The organism is Streptomyces sp. NPDC020917, assembly GCF_044333795.1.
Classification (GTDB): Bacteria; Actinomycetota; Actinomycetes; order Streptomycetales; family Streptomycetaceae; genus Actinacidiphila.
On the sequence record NZ_JBIRRR010000001.1, the window covers coordinates 121,826 to 142,372 of the forward strand.

At 73.2% G+C, this 20,547-nt stretch carries 12 protein-coding genes; 8 read left to right on the forward strand and 4 right to left on the reverse strand.

From position 1 onward, the window contains the following. The first annotated feature begins 140 nt into the window (after positions 1–140). The 4 genes from ACH4TG_RS00490 (at position 141) to obgE (ending at position 6,850) form a co-directional block, all read left to right on the forward strand. Positions 141–4,424 carry a ribonuclease E/G gene (locus ACH4TG_RS00490; protein WP_398239316.1) on the forward strand — a complete coding sequence of 1,428 codons (4,284 nt, stop codon included), beginning with the start codon at positions 141–143 and terminating at the stop codon, positions 4,422–4,424. A gap of 256 nt (positions 4,425–4,680) precedes the next feature. Further along, the gene (gene rplU / locus ACH4TG_RS00495; RefSeq protein WP_328913539.1) at positions 4,681–5,001 is read left to right on the forward strand and encodes a 50S ribosomal protein L21; all 321 of its coding nucleotides are present in this window, start codon (positions 4,681–4,683) and stop codon (positions 4,999–5,001) included. A 14-nt stretch (positions 5,002–5,015) separates the two neighbouring features. Beyond that, a complete protein-coding gene (rpmA, locus tag ACH4TG_RS00500; protein ID WP_398239318.1) occupies positions 5,016–5,270 on the forward strand; it encodes a 50S ribosomal protein L27 in 255 nt (84 codons plus the stop codon). 137 nt (positions 5,271–5,407) lie between these two features. Continuing rightward, entirely contained in the window at positions 5,408–6,850 is a 1,443-nt protein-coding gene (gene obgE, locus ACH4TG_RS00505; RefSeq protein ID WP_398239320.1) for a GTPase ObgE, read from the forward strand. A gap of 70 nt (positions 6,851–6,920) precedes the next feature. On the opposite strand, the gene ACH4TG_RS00510 is transcribed toward obgE, so the two are convergent. Both ACH4TG_RS00510 and ACH4TG_RS00515 read right to left on the reverse strand, forming a co-directional pair. Continuing rightward, positions 6,921–7,391: a GtrA family protein gene (locus tag ACH4TG_RS00510; RefSeq protein WP_398239321.1), complete on the reverse strand. Its 471-nt coding sequence runs from the start codon at positions 7,389–7,391 to the stop codon at positions 6,921–6,923. Then, positions 7,388–8,374: a glycosyltransferase family 2 protein gene (locus ACH4TG_RS00515; RefSeq protein ID WP_398239323.1), complete on the reverse strand. Its 987-nt coding sequence runs from the start codon at positions 8,372–8,374 to the stop codon at positions 7,388–7,390. The genes ACH4TG_RS00510 and ACH4TG_RS00515 overlap by 4 nt, the downstream gene beginning before the upstream one ends. 287 nt (positions 8,375–8,661) lie before the next feature. Between ACH4TG_RS00515 and ACH4TG_RS00520 the strand changes: the two genes are divergently transcribed. The 3 genes from ACH4TG_RS00520 to ACH4TG_RS00530 all read left to right on the forward strand — a co-directional run bounded on the left by ACH4TG_RS00520 (position 8,662) and on the right by ACH4TG_RS00530 (position 14,406). Next, on the forward strand, positions 8,662–10,275 hold the full coding sequence (locus tag ACH4TG_RS00520) for a glycosyltransferase (RefSeq protein ID WP_398239325.1): 1,614 nt from the start codon (positions 8,662–8,664) through the stop codon (positions 10,273–10,275). A 118-nt stretch (positions 10,276–10,393) separates the two neighbouring features. After that, positions 10,394–13,267 carry a CDP-glycerol glycerophosphotransferase family protein gene (locus ACH4TG_RS00525; protein WP_398239327.1) on the forward strand — a complete coding sequence of 958 codons (2,874 nt, stop codon included), beginning with the start codon at positions 10,394–10,396 and terminating at the stop codon, positions 13,265–13,267. Continuing rightward, the gene (locus ACH4TG_RS00530) at positions 13,264–14,406 is read left to right on the forward strand and encodes a glycosyltransferase (RefSeq protein WP_398239329.1); all 1,143 of its coding nucleotides are present in this window, start codon (positions 13,264–13,266) and stop codon (positions 14,404–14,406) included. Before ACH4TG_RS00525 ends, ACH4TG_RS00530 begins: the two co-directional genes overlap by 4 nt. Here the strand turns inward: ACH4TG_RS00530 and ACH4TG_RS00535 are convergent. After that, on the reverse strand, positions 14,340–16,946 hold the full coding sequence (locus ACH4TG_RS00535; RefSeq protein ID WP_398239331.1) for a YfhO family protein: 2,607 nt from the start codon (positions 16,944–16,946) through the stop codon (positions 14,340–14,342). The two genes, ACH4TG_RS00530 and ACH4TG_RS00535, sit on opposite strands and share 67 nt — an antisense overlap. A 2-nt stretch (positions 16,947–16,948) precedes the next feature. Further along, on the reverse strand, positions 16,949–19,132 hold the full coding sequence (locus ACH4TG_RS00540; RefSeq protein WP_398239333.1) for a PIG-L family deacetylase: 2,184 nt from the start codon (positions 19,130–19,132) through the stop codon (positions 16,949–16,951). Between the two features lie 323 nt (positions 19,133–19,455). Between ACH4TG_RS00540 and galE the strand changes: the two genes are divergently transcribed. Beyond that, on the forward strand, positions 19,456–20,436 hold the full coding sequence (galE, locus tag ACH4TG_RS00545; protein WP_398239335.1) for a UDP-glucose 4-epimerase GalE: 981 nt from the start codon (positions 19,456–19,458) through the stop codon (positions 20,434–20,436). Positions 20,437–20,547 lie beyond the last annotated feature (111 nt).

The following is a 20,547-nucleotide window of genomic DNA, read 5'->3' on the forward strand; positions in this document are numbered from 1 at the left end:
TCCGCCGAAGAGGCAGGCCGATGAGCGACACAGTAGCTCCCGTGCGGCGCCCGCGCCCCGGAGGCCGGCCCCGCGATCCAGGCGGCCACCGGCCCCGAACAGGGCGCGGCGCCCGGGAGCATGACGGGAGCAATGCCCGAATGCCCGACCAGACCGATCCGACCACCCCCACTGACGAATCCGCGGCAGAAGCCGCACCGAAGCGCCGCCGCCGCGCCGCTTCCCGTCCCGCGGGCTCGCCCGACGGCGCGGAGGCCGCGGCCCCTGCCGCCGAGGACAGCGCCGCCGACGCCGAGTCCGCCGCCCCCCGCACCCGCCGCCGCGCCACGCGCAAGACCGCCGCGGCCGCGCCGGAAGCCGCCGAGGCCGCACCGGCCACCGAGACCGAGGCCGAGTCGCCCGCTCCCGCGCGCCGCCGCCGCGCCGCCTCCCGCCCCGCGGGTTCGCCCGCCGCCGGGGAGGCCGCTGAGGCCGCGTCCGCCGCCGAGCCCGAGGCCGAGCCCGCAGAGGCCCCGAAGCGCACGCGTCGTCGTGCCGCGTCCCGCCCGGCCGGTTCGCCCGCGGAGACCGAGTCCGAGACCACGCCTGAGGCTGCGCCTGCCGCCGAGGCCGAGCTCGCGGAAGCGCCGAAGCGCACGCGTCGCCGTGCCGCCTCGCGTCCGGCGGGTTCGCCCGCTGCCGCGGAGGCCGCTGAGGCTGCGCCCGCCGCTGAGGCGGAGCCTGCGCCTGCTGCCGAGGCCGAGGCCGAGCCCGCGGAGGCCCCGAAGCGCATGCGTCGTCGCGCCGCCTCGCGTCCGGCGGGTTCGCCCGCTGCCGCGGAGGCCGCTGAGGCTGCGCCCGCCGCTGAGGCGGAGCCTGCGCCTGCTGCCGAGGCCGAGGCCGAGCCCGCGGAGGCCCCGAAGCGCATGCGTCGCCGTGCCGCCTCTCGTCCGGCGGGTTCGCCCGCTGCCGCGGAGACGGAGCCCGAGACCACGCCTGAGCCGGAGGCCGCGCCTGCTGCCGAGGCCGAGGCCGAGCCCGCGGAAGCCCCGAAGCGCACGCGCCGCCGTGCCGCGTCCCGCCCCGCGGGTTCGCCCGCCGCCGCGGAGGAGACCTCCGCCGGCGTGGAGGCGGTGGCCGAGGCCGCCGCCGAGACCGAGGAGGCCCCCGCGCGCACCCGCCGCCGGGCCACCCGCAAGGCCGCCGCGCCCGAGACCGCCCCCGCCGAGACCGCGGCCGAGACGAAGCCCGAGCCCGCGGCCGCCGAGCCCGAGGGCCGCCGCCGCGGCCGCAGGGGCGACGCCGCCGCGACCTTCTCCGCCGGTGACGGCTCGCGCCGTCTGAAGCCCGGCGCGCTCGCGCCCAAGGACGAGTCCGAGGCCGTCGCACCCGCCGCCGCGCAGGCCGGTGCGCCCGCGACGGCGTACACCGGCCAGGCGCTGCGTGACGGCGACGGCTGGAGCGTCGAGGTCGACGACGCCTACGAGATCCGCGGCTACGGCGACACCCTGGAGGAGGCCGCCGCTGAGGCGACCGCCGCCGTCGCCGAGGCCTTCGGGATCCCGGTCGGCACCGTGACCATCGAGGTGCGCACCGAGGAGGCGGAGCCCGCGCCGCGCGGCCGCCGCCGTGCCGTGCGCCCGGCCCTGGCCGTCTTCCAGCAGCCGGTGTTCCAGGCCCCGCAGCAGCAGGCCGCGGCCCCCGCCGAGGCCGAGGAGACCGAGGAAGAAGAGGCGGAGGAGTCCGCCGACCGCACCTCGCGCCGCCGGCGCCGTCGCCGCGGTGGCGCCGAGCAGGCCGCGGTGACCGCCGCCGACGAGCCCGAGGTCGAGTCCGCGGAGGACGCCGAGGCCGGCGAGGAGGAGGGCGAGGCCGCCGCCGAGGGCGAGGAGCGCCCGTCGCGCCGCCGCCGCCGCGGTGGCCGCCGCCGTCGCCGGGGCGAGTCCGCCGAGCACGGGGACGGCGCCGACGAGGACGAGGACGCGCACGCCGAGGACGACGAGGAGGCGGCCGAGGGCGACGAGCACGCCGACGAGCACGACGGCGAGTCCGGGTCCAGCGCCGGCAGCCGCCGTCGCCGGCGCCGCCGCCGCCGCGGTTCCGACGCCTCCGGCGACGAGGGCGCGTCCGACGACCCGGAGCGGACCGTGGTGAAGGTGCGCGAGCCGCGCGCCCGCACCGAGGGCGGCACGGGCGCCGACGAGGTGCAGTCCATCAAGGGCTCCACCCGCCTGGAGGCCAAGAAGCAGCGCCGCCGCGAGGGGCGCGAGCAGGGCCGCCGCCGCGTGCCGATCATCACCGAGGCGGAGTTCCTCGCCCGCCGCGAGGCCGTCGAGCGCGTGATGGTCGTCCGGCAGAACGGCGACCGCACCCAGATCGGCGTGCTCGAGGACAACGTCCTCGTCGAGCACTACGTCAACAAGGAGCAGGCCACCAGCTACGTCGGCAACGTCTACCTGGGCAAGGTCCAGAACGTGCTGCCGTCCATGGAGGCCGCGTTCGTCGACATCGGCAAGGGGCGCAACGCCGTCCTGTACGCCGGCGAGGTCAACTTCGAGGCGCTCGGCCTGTCCGGCGGCCCCCGCCGGATCGAGACGGCGCTCAAGTCCGGCCAGTCCGTGCTGGTCCAGGTCACCAAGGACCCGATCGGCCACAAGGGCGCCCGGCTGACCAGCCAGGTCTCGCTGCCCGGCCGCTACCTGGTCTACGTGCCCGAGGGCTCGATGACCGGCATCAGCCGCAAGCTGCCCGACACCGAGCGGGCCCGGCTGAAGACCATCCTCAAGAAGATCGTCCCCGAGGACGCCGGCGTCATCGTGCGCACCGCCGCCGAGGGCGCCAGCGAGGACGAGCTGCGCCGCGACGTGGCCCGGCTGCAGTCGCAGTGGGAGGAGATCCAGAAGAAGGCGAAGAGCGGTGGCGGCTCCAACGCGCCCTCGCTGCTCTACGGCGAGCCGGACATGACCGTCCGGGTCGTCCGCGACATCTTCAACGAGGACTTCTCCAAGGTCATCGTCAGCGGCGACGAGGCGTGGGGCACCATCCACGACTACGTCGCGAACGTCGCGCCCGACCTCGCCGACCGGCTGTCGCGCTGGACGTCGGAGGTGGACGTCTTCGCGACGTACCGCATCGACGAGCAGCTGCTGAAGGCGCTGGACCGCAAGGTGTGGCTGCCGTCCGGCGGTTCGCTGGTGATCGACAAGACCGAGGCCATGGTCGTCATCGACGTCAACACCGGGAAGTTCACCGGGCAGGGCGGCAACCTCGAGGAGACAGTCACCCGCAACAACCTGGAGGCGGCCGAGGAGATCGTCCGGCAGCTGCGGCTGCGCGACCTCGGCGGCATCGTGGTGATCGACTTCATCGACATGGTGCTGGAGTCCAACCGCGACCTGGTCATGCGGCGGCTGCTGGAGTGCCTGGGCCGGGACCGGACCAAGCACCAGGTGGCCGAGGTGACCTCGCTCGGCCTGGTGCAGATGACCCGCAAGCGGGTCGGCCAGGGCCTGCTGGAGTCCTTCTCCGAGACCTGCGTGCACTGCAACGGCCGCGGCGTCATCGTCCACATGGACCAGGCGACGACCACGGGCGGCGGCGGCAAGCGCAAGCGCCGCGGCGGCCGTGGCGGCGGTGCCGGCGAGCACGACCACGAGCACGTGCACGAGGTCGAGCCGGAGACCGCGCCGCTCACCCCGGAGACCGAGGAACTGCCCGAGCTGGAGCCGATCGAGGTCGGCGAGTCGGAGCTGGTGCCTTCGGTCGGCGACCCGGAGGAGGAGTGGTTCGGCAGCGCCGCCGAGGCGGAGGCCGCGGCGACCGCCTCCACGTCGGCACGCGGCCGCAGCCGGCGCCGGGGCTCGCGCAAGGTCACCGCGCCCGAGGGCGCGCCGGCCGCGGCGAGCACCGAGCCGGAGCCGGCCGTGGTGGTCGTGCCGGTCAGCGAGCCGGTCATCGAGTCCGCCGTGGAGCCGGTGCCGGTGCCCGACGTCGCGGTCTCGACGGAGCCTCCGGCGCGTACGCGTCGCCGTGCCACCCGCAAGGTGACGGCGCCCGCCGGGTCGCCGGAGTCGGCGCAGGAGTCGGTGGTGGTCGTGGCGGCCGAGGCGCCGCAGGCCGAGCCGGTGCCGGTGCCCGAGGTGGCGGTCTCGACGGAGCCTCCGGCGCGTACGCGTCGCCGTGCCACCCGCAAGGTCGCGGCGCCCGCCGGGTCGCCGGAGTCGGCGGAGGAGGCCGTGGTGGTCGTGGCCGCCGAGGCGCCGCACGCCGAGGCCGCGCCGGCCGCGGAGGAGGAGCCGGCCGCCAAGCGGACGGCGCGCAAGACCGCGAAGAAGGCCGCGGCGAAGAAGACCGCCGCCAAGAAGACGGCGAAGAAGACCGCGGCCAAGAAGACCACCGCCAAGAAGGCGGCTGCGGCCAAGAAGTCGGCGGCCGCCGCCGAGTGACCCGGTGCGGTGCGCCCTCCCGGCTCCGGCTCGGGAGGGCGCTCCGCCGGGGTGCGGAGCGTCCTCCCCGCCCGGGAGCGACCGGATTTGACCCTGGTCGAGGCACTCCGTACCCTTGACCTTCGGCGTTTCTGCGCCTTCTCCTGAGCATCTTCCTTCCGAGGGTCCGTCACCGGACCGGCGGGAGAGGCCCCCCGACGCACCACCGGGACGGCTGGCATCAGGGGTCCGAATCGAGCGAGAGAGTGAGTTCCGCGTGTACGCGATCGTGCGTAGCGGTGGCCGCCAGCACAAGGTGGCCGTCGGCGACATCGTCGAGGTTGACAAGATCCCCACGGGCAAGGTGGGCGACGCGGTCGAGCTCTCGACCCTGCTCGTCGTGGACGGCGAGGCCGTCACGAGTGACCCGTGGGTGCTGGCCGGCATCAAGGTCGAGGCCGAGATCGTGGACCACCACAAGGGCCAGAAGATCGACATCCTGCGGTACAAGAACAAGACCGGCTACCGCCGGCGCCAGGGCCACCGCCAGCAGTACACGGCGCTGAAGATCACCGGCATCCCCACGGCTGCGAAGTAAGGGACTGAGGAGAGATGGCACACAAGAAGGGCGCATCGTCCACCCGGAACGGTCGCGACTCCAACGCTCAGCGGCTCGGCGTCAAGCGCTTCGGCGGCCAGGTCGTCAACGCCGGTGAGATCATCGTCCGCCAGCGCGGCACCCACTTCCACCCCGGCTCCGGCGTCGGCATCGGCAAGGACGACACGCTGTTCGCCCTCGCCGCCGGTGCGGTCGAGTTCGGCACGAAGCGCGGCCGTCGCGTCGTGAACATCGTTCCGGCCGCCTGACCCCTCGGGGAGTCAGCGCAGCCGAGTACCTCGAGGGCGGACTTCGCTCCCGGCAACGGGAAGCGGGGCCGCCCTCGGCGTGTTACAACCCGGAGTGAGAGCCGGGGACAACCCGTACGCATCTGGAGGAAGCACCCATGACCACCTTCGTGGACCGCGTCGAGCTGCACGTCGCCGCGGGTAACGGGGGCCACGGCTGCGCCTCCGTGCACCGGGAGAAGTTCAAGCCGCTGGGCGGCCCGGACGGCGGCAACGGCGGCCGGGGCGGGGACGTGATCCTGGTCGTCGACCAGGACGTCACCACGCTCCTGGACTACCACCACAGCCCGCACCGCAAGGCCACCAACGGCAAGCCCGGCGAGGGCGGCAACCGCTCCGGCAAGGACGGCACCGACCTGGTGCTGCCGGTGCCGGACGGCACGGTCGTGCTCGACAAGCACGGCAACGTGCTCGCGGACCTCGTCGGCCAGGGCACCCGCTACGTCGCCGGCCAGGGCGGCCGCGGCGGCCTGGGCAACGCCGCGCTGGCGTCCGCCCGCCGCAAGGCGCCCGGGTTCGCGCTGCTCGGCGAGCCGGGCATCGCCCGGGACATCGTGCTGGAGCTGAAGACCGTCGCCGACGTGGCGCTGGTCGGCTACCCGAGCGCCGGCAAGTCCTCGCTGATCTCGGTGGTCTCGGCCGCGAAGCCGAAGATCGCCGACTACCCGTTCACCACCCTGGTGCCCAACCTGGGCGTGGTGACCGCCGGTTCGACCGTGTACACGATCGCGGACGTGCCCGGGCTGATCCCCGGCGCGAGCGAGGGCCGCGGCCTGGGCCTGGAGTTCCTGCGGCACGTCGAGCGCTGCTCGGTGCTGGTGCACGTCCTGGACACCGCGACGCTGGAGTCGGACCGCGACCCGGCCACCGACCTGGACGTCATCGAGGCCGAGCTGCGCGCGTACGGCGCCGGCCTGGAGAACCGGCCGCGGGTCGTGGTGCTCAACAAGATCGACGTGCCGGACGGCCGCGAACTGGCCGACCTGGTCCGCCCCGACCTCGAGGCCCGCGGCTACCAGGTCTTCGAGGTGTCTGCGGTCTCCCACGAGGGACTGCGGGAACTGTCGTTCGCGCTGGCGAAGATCGTCGCCGAGACCCGGGCGGCCCAGCCGGCTCAGGAGTCCACCCGGATCGTCATCCGCCCGCAGGCGGTCGACGACGCGGGCTTCACCGTCACCCACGAGGGCGAGAGCCTGTACCGGGTGCGCGGCGAGAAGCCGGAACGCTGGGTGCGGCAGACCGACTTCGCCAACGACGAGGCGGTCGGCTACCTCGCCGACCGGCTCAACCGCCTCGGCGTCGAGGACGAGCTGCTCAAGGCCGGTGCCAAGGCCGGCGACGGGGTCGCGATCGGCTCCGACGAGGACGCGGTCGTCTTCGACTGGGAGCCGACCATGGCCGCCGGCGCCGAGATGCTCGGCCGCCGCGGTGAGGACCACCGGCTCGACGCCCCCCGCCCGGCCGTCACCCGCCGCCGCGACAAGCAGGCCGAACGGGACGACGCCGAGCAGGAGTTCCGCGGCTTCGACCCCTTCGCCTGAGCCGCGCCGCCGGTCCGCTGCCCCCCGGTCCGCCGTTGGCGGCCGGCGGGCTTGCGGACCGGCGGGCGGGTCAGCGGCGGGTGCTCGGCGCCAGGTGCGGCGACTGCTCGGCGTCGTCCGCGTCACCCGCCTCCGCGTCCGCCCCGGAGCCACCGGTCCCGCCGCGGGTGAGGATGCGGCGGGAGAGGACGTAGGTGAAGGGGATGGCCGCGGCCGCCGCGATCAGCGGTGCGATCTTGTCGTTCATGTGCACCCACTCCACGAACACGTACACGCCCACGCTGGTGACCACGTAGTTCGTGAGGTTGGTCAGCGGGAACAGCAGGAACTTCCGCCAGGTCGGGCGCGTGCGGTAGGTGAAGAACGTGTTGAGGAAGAACGAGCCGATCATGCTCAGCACGAACGCGACGGTGTACGCCAGGAAGTACGGCATCCAGGGGTGCAGCGTCAGGTAGAACCCGTAGAACGTCCCGGTGTTGACCACGCCGACCAGCGCGAACCGCACGATCTGCAGGATCTGCGGGGAGCGGAGCAGGGTCAACGCATCTCCAGCCGGGACGGCACGGCGTGCTCGGTGGCCTCGACGCCGGCCCCGAAGGAGCGCGGGGTGTTGGTCTCCTTGACCAGGAAGTGCGGTCGCTGCTTCGTCTCGTAGTAGATGCGGCCGATGTACTCGCCGATCAGTCCCAGCATCAGCATCTGCAGTCCGCCCAGGCCCACGATGGCCACGAGCAGGGTGACGTAACCGGGTGCGTCGGGACCCTCGATCATGGCCAGCACCGTGACCACCACGGCGTACAGCGCGGCGATGGCGGCCAGGGCCATGCCGACGTAGATCGCCAGTCGCAGCGGCCGGTTGTTGAACGAGATCAGCCCGTCCATGCCGTAGTTGACCAGCGAGCCGAAGCGCCACTTGGTCTCGCCCGCCTCGCGCGCGGCGTTGCGGTAGTCGAAGGTGACCGTGTCGAAGCCGATCCAGGAGAACAGGCCCTTGGAGAACCGGTTGTACTCCGGCATGGACAGCAGCGCGTCCACCGCCCGCCGCGACAGCATCCGGAAGTCGCCGACGCCGTCGGTGAGTTCGACGTCCACCCACTTGTTGATCACGCGGTAGTACAGCCGGCTTATGGCCGACCGCATGCGCTTGTCGCCCTCGCGGGTGCGGCGGGCGATGATCTGGTCGTGGCCGTCGCGGTGCAGCTCCAGCATCTTGCCGATCAGCTCCGGCGGATGCTGCAGGTCTGCGTCCATGATCACCACGGCGTCGCCGGTGGCCTCCCGCAGACCGGCCAGTATCCCGGCCTCCTTGCCGAAGTTGCGGCTGAACGAGACGTACCGGGTGCTCGCCTCCCGGTTGACCGCGAGAGCCCTGAGCTTGTCCAGGGTGCCGTCCCTGCTGCCGTCGTCCACGTAGCACAGCTCGTAGTCGACGTTCAGGGTGTCCAGGGTCTCGCGAATGCGCGCGTCGAAGCGGTCGATGACCGCTTCTTCGTTGTAGCAGGGAACCACGATCGACAGTCGCATGAAGGTCACTTTCCGCGCAGGTGGCCACGATGGCCGAGTGCTCCGGCGGCGAGGTTAGGAGGCACGGGTGAACGTGCCGAAAACCTCGTTTCGTCTAGGGGGATAACGTTCGATGGCCGTGAGTTGTCCAGAGTGATATACGTCACACTGCCGTAAAAGGTCACGCCTTGGGGTCATCCTGTTGCGGAATGTCCCTCTCCGGGGCGATGGCCAGGCGGGATGACGCGCGGCGACCGCCGGTTATGATCCGAAAGGCGGAGTCGAGAGCTTCCCGGGAATGAGGTCGTATGGCACGCGTCACCGTCGTGGTGATCGTCTACAACGACGCCGACCGGCTGCCGGTCGCGGTGCGCTCGGTGCTGGACCAGAAGCACCGGGACGTCGACGTGGTGATCGTCGACGACCACAGCACGGACGGCAGTTACCAGGTCGCGCAGGAGCTGGCAGGCGCCCATCCGGGCCGGGTCAGCACCTTCCGGCTGCCCGAGAACAGCGGCTCCGGCGGCGAACCGCGCAACCGCGGAATCGCCGAGGCCACCGGCGAGTTCGTGATGTTCCTGGACAGCGACGACGTCCTGGAACCGGACGCCGTCGGGCTGTTGCTGGCCGCGGCCGGCCGGCACGACGCCGACGTGGCCACCGGGGCCTGCCTGCGGGTGGAGCTGCCCGAGGGCCGCACCAGCACCTGGGCGCCGCAGCTGTACGACGTCGAGGCCGGGGCGACGCTGCCCGGCGCCGTTCTGGACGGCATCGGCGCGCACCCGGAGATGCTCTGGGACACCCTGGTCGTCAACAAGCTGTACCGCAGGGACTTCCTCGTCCGCACCGGGCTGCGCTTCCCCAGCGGGCTGCTCTACGAGGACTTCGTGTTCACCGGCCGGCTCTACGCCGCGCGCCCGCGGATGGCGGTCATCGGCGACCCCGTCTACCGGTGGCACGTGCGCCGGGACGCGGCCAGCCTCTCGGTGTCGCTGCACCGCTCGGTGGTGGAGAACTGGCAGGACCGGGTCACCGCGCACGGCATGGTGGTGAGCGACCTGGCCGGGGCCGGACTCGACCGGCTCTCCGAGGACGCGCAGACCAAGTTCCTCGACTACGACCTGCCGATGTACCTGCGGGAACTGCCGCAGCGCAGCACCACCTACCGGGCCGCGTGGTGGCGGATCACCCGCACCCACCTCGCGGGCTTCGCCGCGGACGCGGTGGGCCGCGCCCGCCCGGCTTCCCGCTGGCTGGCCGCCGCGCTGGAGCAGTTGCCCGAGCCGCCGGCCGGACCCGACCTGGGACGGCTGGTGGAACTCGCCGCCGTGCCGCCGCGCCTGGTGCCGCCGTACCAGGGCGACGCCGGTGCGCCGCTGCTGGTGGTGGGGAAGGCGACCGTCCCGCTGGACGGCCTGCCGGAGCTGCCCCCCGAACGGCTGCCGATCGCCGTCGAGGGCACCGTCGCCGTCGGTTCGACCGTGCGGGTCACCCTGCTGGTGCGGGAGCTGTACGGCCGGCTGGGACCGCTCGGGCCCCGCAGCGTGCGGCTGGAGCTGGCCGAGCGGTCGGGACTGCGCCCGCCGATCACCGCCGCCGGCCCGCTGCGGCCGGTCGCCGGCGGCTGGGCGGCCCATGTGACCTTCCCGGCGAGGGAGCTGGCCGCGGCCGGCCGGCTCGCCTCCTGGTCGGTCCGGGCCCGCGTCGAGTACGACGGGGGCGAGGCCACCGAGACCGAGGTGCGGGCGGGGACGGGCCAGCGCACCCGCCGCGACGCGGTCCTGGTGCCTCCCGGCCGGGTACTCCTGGTGCAGACGCACGTCACGCCCCGTAAGGCGCTGCTGTTCCGCGGCGCCGGCGGCATGGACGGGGTGCGCCGGGCGGTGGGTTCCGCACGGCGGCGCCTGATGGCCCGCTGCTGAGGGGGACGCTCCCGCGCGAGCAGGAATTCTTTACTCCGGGTTTCCCTGTCGAACACCGTTCCTAGGGGTTGACAATAGGGAAATTATCCGTAACAGCGCTCTTGTAGGATGGCGCCCGATGAGCGAAAACACTGAACCTGTCGTCAGCGTGGTGGTCATCGTCTACAACGATGCCGGGCGCCTTCCGACCGCCGTGCAGTCCGTTCTGGACCAGACGCTGCGCAGCGTCGAGGTGGTGATCGTCGACGACCACAGCCCTGACCGCAGCTTCGAGGTCGCGCAGCAGCTGGCCGCCGCACACCCCGGACGGGTGCGCGCCTACCAGCTGCCCGAGAACAGCGGCGCCGGCGGTGAGCCCCGCAACCTCGGCATCACCAAGTGCGCCGGCCAGTACGTGATGTTCCTGGACAGCGACGACGTCCTGGAGCGCAACGCCTGCCGCAACATGCTGGAGGCCGCGCAGCGCACCGGCGCCGACATGGTGTCCGGGCTGTGCGTGCGCACCTTCATCGACAGCCGCAACGGCAAGATCGACAAGTGGTACGAGTGGCTGTACCGCAGCACGCGGGTGCTGGAGACGGTCCACGAGCTGCCGGACCTGTTCGTGTTCGACACCCTGTCCACGAACAAGTGCTACCGGCTGGACTTCCTGCGCGACAACGACCTGCGCTTCCCCAAAGGCCTGCTCTACGAGGACCTGCTGTTCGCGGCGCGCGCCTATCTCGCGGCCCGGCGGATCACGCTCATCCCCAACGAGGTCTACTACTGGCACGTCCGGGAGAAGGCCAGCGAGAAGTCGGTCACCAACCGGCGCCACGAACTCACCAACTTCACCGACCGGATCGAGATCCATCGGCGGATCGACGCGCTGCTGCGCGAGGGCGGCCACGACGAGCTGCGGCTCGCCAAGGACGTCAAGTTCCTCAAGCACGACCTGGTCCTGCACCTGCGCGATCTGCCGTTCCGCGACCAGGACTTCCGGCACCGCTTCGCCGAACTCGCCCGCGGCTACATGGCCGGCATGGACGACGCCGCCTACGACGCGCTGCTGCCGATCCACCGCATCTGCGCCTACCTGCTGATGCAGGAGGACTGGACGAACCTGATCACCGCGGTCGACACGCTCATCAACCGCAGCAAGGTCTCCTCCACGCTCACCGAGCGCGACGGCCGCATCTACTGGTGCGCCGAGCACCTGGAGGACCCGCGGGCCCGCGAGATCCTGGACGTCACCGAACTCGGCTACCACACCCACAAAGTCGACGCGATGGTGCTGCGCAACGCCCTCACGTCGTACGACCAGGACGCCAAGGGCGTCCAGCTGTCCGGCCGGATCGTCAACCCGCTGGGCGTCATCCCGCCCGGGGCGAAGCTGAGCGCCGAGCTGGAGTTCAAGGCGCGCCGCAAGTCGCTGCAGCAGTTCACCTTCCCGGTGCGCCGGGTGGAGCACAACGGCGACTTCATCGGCTGGTCCGCGGAGGCCGAACTGGCCAGCCGGCTGCGGCCGCTGGGCTTCATCGACGCGGTGTGGGACGTCCGGCTGGTGCTCAGCGTGGACGGCAGGAAGACCACCACCCGGCTCACCGTCGGAGACACCCCGCTGGAGGAGCGCGAGCGGCTGCGGTCGCGGCCCCGGCTCACCCGGCTGGTGTCCGACACCCTCGTGCCCGAGGTGAGCGCCAAGGGCCACCTGGCGTTCCAGCTGGTCGCCGCAGGCCCGGTCAGCCGGCGCAGCCGCGGTGCCATCGACCAGGCGCTGCGCGGCGCGCCCGGCGCGGTGGCCCGGGCGGGCGTGCGCCGGGTCAAGCAGGTCCGCAAGGACCTGAAGTCCGGCGTGACCAAGATCCGCGCCTACCACGAGGTGTTCCTCAAACTCCCCGTCCGCAAGGGCACGGTGGTCTTCGAGAGCCACCTGGGCAAGCAGTACAGCGACAGCCCGCGCGCGATTTACGAGGAGATGCGCCGCCAGGGCGTGAAGTTCACGCCGATCTGGTCCTACGCCGGCAAGCCCGACGGCTTCCCGCAGGACGCCGAACTCGTCCGCCGCTGGTCCTGGCAGTACCTGCGGGCTCTGGCGCAGGCCGAGTTCTGGGTGGACAACCAGAGCTACCCGGTCAAGCTGGCCAAGCGCCCCGAGACCACGTACATCCAGACCTGGCACGGCTCGGCGCTGAAGAAGATGGGCTTCGACAGCCCGGAGTTCAGGACCAGGACCAAGGACCAGCAGGCCGAGCAGCAGAAGATCCTCGACCGCTTCGACCACTTCCTCGTCCGCACCGAGCACGACGTGCGCACCCTCGTCCCGGCGTTCCGGCTGCCGGAGTCCAAGGTCCTGCGCAGCGGCTACCCGCGCAACGACGCCCTGGTCACCGCCTGGAAGAAGGAGACCGAGGGCGGCGCCCGGGACCGCGGGCCGCTCGCCGAGGAACTCGGCATCCCCGACGACCGCAAGGTGCTGCTGTACGCGCCGACCTTCCGCAGCGGCCCCGACGGCAAGCTGCGGCGCTTCGAACCGCCCTTCGACGTCGAGGAGTTCGCCGACCGGTTCGGCGACCGCTACGTGCTGCTGATGCGCTCGCACTACCTCAACAACGTGGTGCTGCCGCCGTCGGTGCGCGGACGCGTGATCGACGTCAGCGGCCTGCACGACGTGACGCCGCTGTACCTGATGGCCGACGCGCTGATCACCGACTACTCCTCGGTGATGTTCGACTACGCGCTGCTTGACCGGCCGATACTGTTCTTCGCCTACGACCTCGACGAGTACGTCAACAGCCTGCGCGGCACCTACTTCGACCTGGTCAAGCACGCACCGGGTCCGGTGCTGCAGGAGAAGGACGAGCTGTTCACCGCCCTCGACGACCTGGCCGGCACCGACATCGCCTGGGCCGACGCCCGCAAGCGGTTCGTCGCCGAGTTCGGGGAGTACGACCGCGGCGACGCCGCGAGCCGGATCGTCGACACGTTCTTCCGCCGCGGGAGCCAGAAGTGAACCGGGACATCTTCATCGTCTGCAACAGCGTGGACGAACTCGGCGGCATCACCACCTGGTCGCACCAGATGGCCGGGCTGTTCGCCGCCCGCGGCCACCGGGTGCACCTGGTCGGCATCACCCCGTCCACAGTCCGGCACAAGCTCGCCGACGACCTGCCGTACGCGACCACCACGCTGTACGACGTGCACCCGCCGGGGACCTGGAAGCCGCGGACGCTCAAGGACCGGGCCAACCTCAAGGCGCGCCGGGTCCAGCAGCTGCGCCGCCAGGGCATGCAGGAGCAGGCCGACAAGCTGTCCGCGATGTTCCGCGCCGCGCAGGCCGGCGGCATCGTCATCGTCACCCAGGTGTGGGCGATGGAGTGGGTCAACCTCTCCGACACCGCGGGCCTGAAGGTGATCGGCATGAGCCACGAGTCGTTCGAGGCGTGCCGGCAGTCCTCGCGCTTCGCGCGGGTGCAGCGGCACTACGCGAACGTGGACCGCCTGCTGCCGCTGACCGCCGAGGACGCCGACCTGTGGATCCGGCAGGGCATGAACAACGTGGACTTCATGCCCAACCCCCTGCCCTGGGTGCCCGACCGCGTCTCCCCGCGCACCGAGAAGGTCGTCACCACCGTGGCCCGGCTCTCCCAGGAGAAGGGCATCGACATGCTGCTCGACGCCTGGGCGATGGTCGCGCCGCAGCACCCCGGCTGGACGCTGCGCGTCTACGGCGCGGGCGAGGACGAGCAGCTGCTCAAGCAGCAGGCGCACCGGCTCGACATCGACGGCAGCGTGGAGTGGATGGGGCGCACCGGTGACGTCCCCGGCGCGCTCTACGGGGCGTCGGTGTTCGCCCAGCCGTCGCGCGCCGAGGGCTTCCCGCTGACGCTGCTGGAGGCGATGGTCACCGGGCTGCCCTGCGTGGCATTCGACGTCGCCCCCGGCGTCCGGGAGATCATCGACGACGGCGTGGACGGCCTGCTCGCGCAGCCCGGCAACATCCAGGCGTTCGCGCGGCAGCTGGGCGTCCTGATGGGCGACCAGCAGCTGCGCGACACCATGGGACGGCGTGCCGTCGAGAACATTCAGCGGTTCTCGGCGGACGCCATCGTCAAGCGCTGGGAAGACCTCTTCGCCTTCCTGGAGCTCTGAAACCACTCCCTCGCCGGGCGGAACAGCACCCCGAGCAGCACCAGCAGGCCCACCCCGCCGAGCGCCAGGCCCTTGGTCAGGCCCGGCGGGGTGAAGGTGCACGCCACCCGTGACGCCCCGCTGCCGAGCGGCACGCCGAGCAGTCCGCCGTAGGACACCGGGCGGTGCGACCGGCCGCCGTCCACCGAGCAGCTCCAGCCGTCCAGCGCGGTCGTGGTCACCACCGCGAACCCGCGGCTGCCCGCCGGCAGCCGGGCGCTGACCTGGTGGCCGCCGACCTGCACCGAGGTGGCCGCGGCGGCCCGCAGCCCGGCGACCGCGGCGGCCAGCCGGGACTCGCTGAGGCAGCCCACCGCGTGCCGGGGGATCCCCTGCGGGCCGTGCCGGCCGGCGAACGCGACGTCGATCCGGCCGGAGGACGGGGTGGTGCCCAGCCGCATCAGCGGGTAACTGGTCAGCGGCCGCGAGGCGTTGGAGGTCAGCTGCCGGCCCAGGCCGAGCACCCAGCCCTGCAGCCACGGCGCGTACACGTACACCTGGCTGCCCGGGGTGCAGGTGGCGGAGAAGTGCGTCCACGGCCGGCCGGCGCGGGCCTGCGGGACGGTCCACTCCGAGCGGCCGGCGACCGGTGCCGGGCCGGCCGACGGGTGCAGCACGGGCACGTCGTAGACGTGCGCGCCGATCAGCTGCTCCTGGCGCGCGAAGACCGTGTCGCCGGTGCGGGCCGGCAGCGCCGGGCGGACCGTCACCAGGGGCGCGGCGCCGGCGGTCGGCTGCAGGCGGGACCCGTCGGCGGGCAGGTAGGAGCCGACGCTCATGATCGCCCGGCCGACCGGGTCGTCGGGGCTGAGCGTGTGCCGCCCCTCGATGTACCAGCCCATGCCCAGCGACTGCAGCAGCCGGGCCGTGGCGGCCGGGACGTAGCTGCTGTAGTACGCGCCGCCCTGGGCGTCGACCAGCAGCGGGTCGTTGTTGGCGAACCGCTGCCGCCCGGGGTCGGTGCGCGCCGCCGGCCACGTCGAGGCGTTCCTCACCTGCCGGTACTCCGCCGCCGCCTGGGCGTTCATGGTGTCCTTGGGCGCGAACCACGGCCGCTTGTCGCGGATGACCGTCGAGGACCACGCCGCGTGCACCGAGCCGAGCAGGACGCCCACGGCGAGCGCGGCGCCCACTGCCCGGCGGGCCCACGGCGCGTGCCGGCGGCCCCGCACCCGGGCGAGCAGCAGCAGGCAGGCCAGGAAGAACAGGCCGCCGACGAGCACCGCGGGCCAGGTCTGGCCGTGCACCGCGCGCCGGCCGTGCACCAGCAGCACCACCACCGCGAGCAGCCCCGCGCCCGCCAGCAGCGCCCGCGGCTGCGGCCGGGCGGCCAGGCACACCCAGGCGGCCATCACCAGGATCCCGCTGAGCACGAACGCCGCCCGGTACGGGCTGCCGTTGGGGATCGCCAGCCCGTGCCACAGCAGCAGCGTGGGCTTCCACACGAACGACCCCGCCACGACGAAGACCAGCACGTACCAGGCCACGCGTTCGCGGACCGCGACGGCGCGGTGGAACGGCAGCGTGGTGAACAGCAGCAGGACGAGCATCCCCGCGGCGATGTTCGGGGCGTTGAACGGGGCCCGCCCGGCGGGCAGCAGCTGCGCCAGGTAGTCGAGCGGGCCGAACGTCCGGACGTAGGTCGCGGTGGGCGCGGGCTGCGCCGCCCGGGTCGCGGCCAGGCTGACGGTGAGCACCGGCCCGGCGAGCAGGATGCCGGTGCCCGCCATGGCCGCGGCCCGCAGCAGCACCCGGCCCGCAGTGCGCACCCGCGCGGCGGCGACCACCAGCCGGAGCAACAGCACCAGCGCGGCGGCCAGCGTGGCCATGGCGCCGGTGTAGAAGTTGCCGCCCCACACCGCGGCCACCACCAGCACGCCGAGCACGAAGCGCTGCTCGCGCAGGCACCAGTCGGCGGCGATCATCATCAGCGGCAGGCCGACCAGGCCCCACATCCACATCGGGTCCGTCGACGCGTCGTTGACCATCCACGCGCAGAGCGCGTACCCCACCGACAGCAGCGCCCGCAGCCACGGCGAGCCCGGGCGCAGCCGGCCCAGCGCCGCGGTCATGACGGCCGCCGCCAGCCCGGCGCTGAGCAGCGTCACCAGGAAGACCGGGAAGTCCACCATGTGCCGCGGGAACAGGCCGGTCAGCCAGGAGAACGGATTGCACAGGTAGGCGAAGAAGTCGCCGAGGAACGGCGTACCGAACGCGCTGCTCCAGTTGAAGAACAGGTCGCCGGCTCCGGTGCCGTGCTGGAGGTCCCACAGGTGCGCGTGGAACGGCACGAACTGGTTGCCGAGGTCGTTGACGGCCCGCGACCGCGGCCCGAACGGGTACGTCCCGTGCACGGCCATGGCCAGGCAGTACGCCGCCATGGTCAGGACGGCGGAACCCAGCGCGGCCGACAGCTCCGAGGTGCGCACCGGCCGGAGCCGTATCGCCGTCGCCCGGACGAGGCGTGCCGGGGCGGGGGCGGTCACGGGCGCGGAGGTCACGGTCAAGCGGTCCTTCCGGTGGTGTGCGGTACGGGTGACCCGGCGGCGCGGGCCACCGCGGTGGTGCGGCGGACGGTGGGCGCGGCCGGCTCCCAGCGGGTGGCGGTGCCGTCCGGTCCCGCCGCGTCGTAGTCAGCGGTCCACAGCGCCCCGTCGGCGCCGACGGCCAGCGCGACGAGGCGGCCCTGGGCGTCCTGGACCAGCGCTGCGGAGTGCACGTGCAGGGCCGAGCCGCGGGACCACGCTTGCGGTGCCGGGTGCGCGGTGGCGACCGAGACGCTGCCCGCGTCGTTGCGGGCGGCCAGCGCCACCACCGGCGGCGCGGCCTGGGCCGGCCCGGCGTGGACGAGCGCCACCCGGCCGAAGCCGCCGGGTCCGCCCAGGCCCAGCGGCAGCGCGGGCCCGCCCGAGGCGGGCACCTGGGCGAGGGCGATCAGGGCGGTGCGCGGCTCCCGGTAGGCGAGCCGCACCGATCCGTCGTGCATGGCCAGGGCGCTGATCGGGCCGGAGGCGCCGGGCAGCCCGGTCGGCCGCGCGAGCGCGAACGGTCTGCCGCGGCCCGGCGACGTCCAGTGCAGGACGCTGCGCTGCGCGGGCGCGAAGACGTGCACGCGGCCCGCGGCGTCGACCGCCAGCCCCAGGCCGTCCAGTACCCGCACCCCGGACTCGGCGGCCCTGGGCAGCCGCTCCCACGGCGACCAGGCGCCGTGCGGCGACTGGACGCGCACGCTCACCCCGCCGTCCTGGTTGCGCACCGCCAGGTACACCGTGCCGTCCGGCCCGGCGGCCGCTTCGGGGAAGCCCATCTCCATGGACGCCACGCGGTCGGTCTCGCTGGTGCCCAGGCTCGTCCACGCGGTGAACACCGGCCGGCCGTCGGCGGTGGTGCCGCGCTGGACGGCGGTGACCACCTCGCGCCGGTGCACGCCCGCGCCGTGCGGGTCGGGCAGGTGCGTCCTGACCGAGAACAGCTGCAGGGCGCCGTCCGTGCGGGACACCACCGACACCTGGCCCTCCAGGCCGCCGCCGGGCAGCGGCACCGGGCCCGCCCACGGCCCACCGCCGGTCGTCTCGTACCAGACGACGGCCTGGCCGTTGAGCAGCGCGAAGCCGGCGAGCCTGCCGTCGGCGGTGCGGGCCGCCCAGGACGTGGCACCGGGCGCGCGGTAGCGGGTGCTCTGCACCCAGGCGCCGCGCAGCGCCCGGCCGCCCACCTTCAGGTCGCCGCAGCCCGACGGATCGCCGCAACTGCCGTGGTCGGCCCAGCCGTAGACGTCGAGCAGGCGCGCCTTGCGGCGGATGACCGCGGGGTCCAGGTCCCACGGCAGGTGCGCGTTGACGTAGCCCAGGTAGTGCTCGACGGACATCTGCGTGGCTGGCCGGGCCGCCCAGTGCGCGGCGAGCGCCTGCTGGACGAAGTACGTGGCGTGCGTGTGGTCCTGGTGGTCGTAGTAGGCCAGGCCGTGCCCGGGCGCGTAGCCGGGGCGGCCGGTGTGCACCGGGTCGTGCTCCGGGTTGGGGTCCAGGGTGCGCACCACCGTTGGCCGGTACTCGCGCAGTATGGCCTGCAGGCAGGCCACCAGCCTGCTGCGGGTCACCCGCGTGGGCCGCCGTATCGGCGAGTGCGCCGGGGGCAGTTGGGGCAGCGACACCACCGCGTTCTGCCACAGGCCCTTGAGGCTCTGCGCCCGCCAGGCGGCCACCCCGCGGGCCTCGACCAGGGCCAGGAACAGCAGTTGGACGCGCGGCACCGCGCGCAAGGTGTGCAACTCGGCCTGCCAGCCGCTGACCGGGGTGACGAGCCTGACGTCCCACGGGCTGTTCTCGTCGCCGGTGGCCATCACCGCGTGGGCCCGCCGCAGTCCGTTGATCCGGGCGCGGGCGAAACCCGGCCGGTCGGGCTTGGCGAACCGGGCCCGCGGGTCGTGCGGGCGGAAGTTGCGGCCGTCGGCCTCGCCGCCGGTCAGACACACCGTCACCACCGTGTGGCCGGCGGCGATCTCCTGCTCCTGGTCCGGGTTCATGAAGTACAACCCGTCATCAGGGTGCGCAACGAACTGCACCACCGTGACCGTCCGTTCCTCCGTGCCCGCCGGCAGCTGCAGGCCCTGTCCGGCCGCCGGAGCGGCCTGTCCGGCCGGGCGGTGTGCGCCGCCGCTGCCGCTCCACGAGTGGAGAGCGGCCACGGCGGCCCCAGATATCCCGGCGACTCCTGCGGCGAGAACCCCCCGCCGGGCCATCCTGCGAGAGGACGGCCCCCCATGCCGCGACGACATGCTGTCATGACCTCCGATAAGGCGCATCCCTCGTCGTTCATGACATCTGCTGCCATCAGCGGACGTTCTCCGACGTGAGAGGCGTCGACCGTTCACGGGCGACTTCCGGCCTGTTTGACGGACATTCACCCGGACGCGTTGTCCGCGACCGGGTCATGGTTCGGTAACGACCGTCACCCCCGTCCCTGCAGGCACCCCGCGGGGGCCGCCGGGGCGGTGGCTAGACTGGCCGGATGACCTGGATGATCACCGGCGGCGCCGGATACATCGGCTCGCACGTCGTGAAGGCGCTCGTCGACAGCGGACACCGGGTCGTCGTGTTCGACGACCTGAGCACCGGCGACCCCGCGCGGCTGCCCGACGGCGTGGCGCTGGAGCGCGGGACCGTGCTCGACCGCGCCGCGCTGGACCGGGTCATGCGCGAGCACGGCGTCGAGGGCGTGGTGCACATCGCGGCCAAGAAGCAGGTCGGCGAGTCCGTCGAGCGCCCGCTCTGGTACTACCGGGAGAACGTCGAGGGCCTGCGCACCGTGCTGGAGGCGGCCGCCGAGGCCGGGGTGCGGCGCTTCCTCTTCTCCTCCTCTGCCGCCGTGTACGGCATGCCGGACGTGGACTTGGTCACCGAGCAGACGCCGTGCGAGCCGATGAGCCCCTACGGCGAGACCAAGCTCGCCGGGGAGTGGCTGGTCGCCGCGACCGGCGGCGCCCACGGCATGGCCACCGCGTGCCTGCGCTACTTCAACGTGGCCGGCGCCGCCAGCCCCGAACTCGGCGACCCCGGTGTCTTCAACCTGGTCCCGATGGTCTTCCAGCGGCTCTCCGAGGGGAAGCGCCCGCTGATCTTCGGCACGGACTACCCGACCCCCGACGGCACCTGTGTGCGCGACTACATCCACGTCGAGGACGTGGCCGCCGCCCATGTGGCCGCCGCCCGCCGGCTCACCGAGGACCCGCAGGCCCGGCTGGTGCTGAACATCGGCCGCGGGGAGGGCGTCTCGGTGGCCGAGATGGTCACGCTGATCGCCGAGGTTTCCGGTCACACTGATCTCGAACCCGAGGTGGCGCCGCGCCGCCCCGGCGACCCGGCCAGGGTGGTCGCCTCCGCCGAGGCGATCACCAAGGAACTGGACTGGACGGCGCAGCACGACGTCCGCTCGATGGTGGCCTCCGCCTGGGCCGGCTGGCAGCTCCGGCACCCCGCCACCGAGGGCTGACGCCCGAGCTCGCGCGGTGGGCGGCCGAGGTACGAGGCCGCCCGCGGAGCGAGTAAGCAGGAGGACCGAGCGAATAAGGGTGCGGGCTGACGCCCGAGCTCGCGCGGTGGG

What these genes read in the sequence shown, in the direction of transcription:
- ACH4TG_RS00490 (WP_398239316.1), top strand. Translation starts at nt 141, where the DNA reads ATGCCCGACCAGACCGATCCGACCACCCCCACTGACGAATCCGCGGCA.
- ACH4TG_RS00525 (WP_398239327.1), top strand. Translation starts at nt 10,394, where the DNA reads ATGAGCGAAAACACTGAACCTGTCGTCAGCGTGGTGGTCATCGTCTAC.
- ACH4TG_RS00520 (WP_398239325.1), top strand. Translation starts at nt 8,662, where the DNA reads ATGGCACGCGTCACCGTCGTGGTGATCGTCTACAACGACGCCGACCGG.
- rpmA (WP_398239318.1), top strand. Translation starts at nt 5,016, where the DNA reads ATGGCACACAAGAAGGGCGCATCGTCCACCCGGAACGGTCGCGACTCC.
- ACH4TG_RS00515 (WP_398239323.1), bottom strand. Translation starts at nt 8,374, where the DNA reads ATGCGACTGTCGATCGTGGTTCCCTGCTACAACGAAGAAGCGGTCATC.
- galE (WP_398239335.1), top strand. Translation starts at nt 19,456, where the DNA reads ATGACCTGGATGATCACCGGCGGCGCCGGATACATCGGCTCGCACGTC.
- obgE (WP_398239320.1), top strand. Translation starts at nt 5,408, where the DNA reads ATGACCACCTTCGTGGACCGCGTCGAGCTGCACGTCGCCGCGGGTAAC.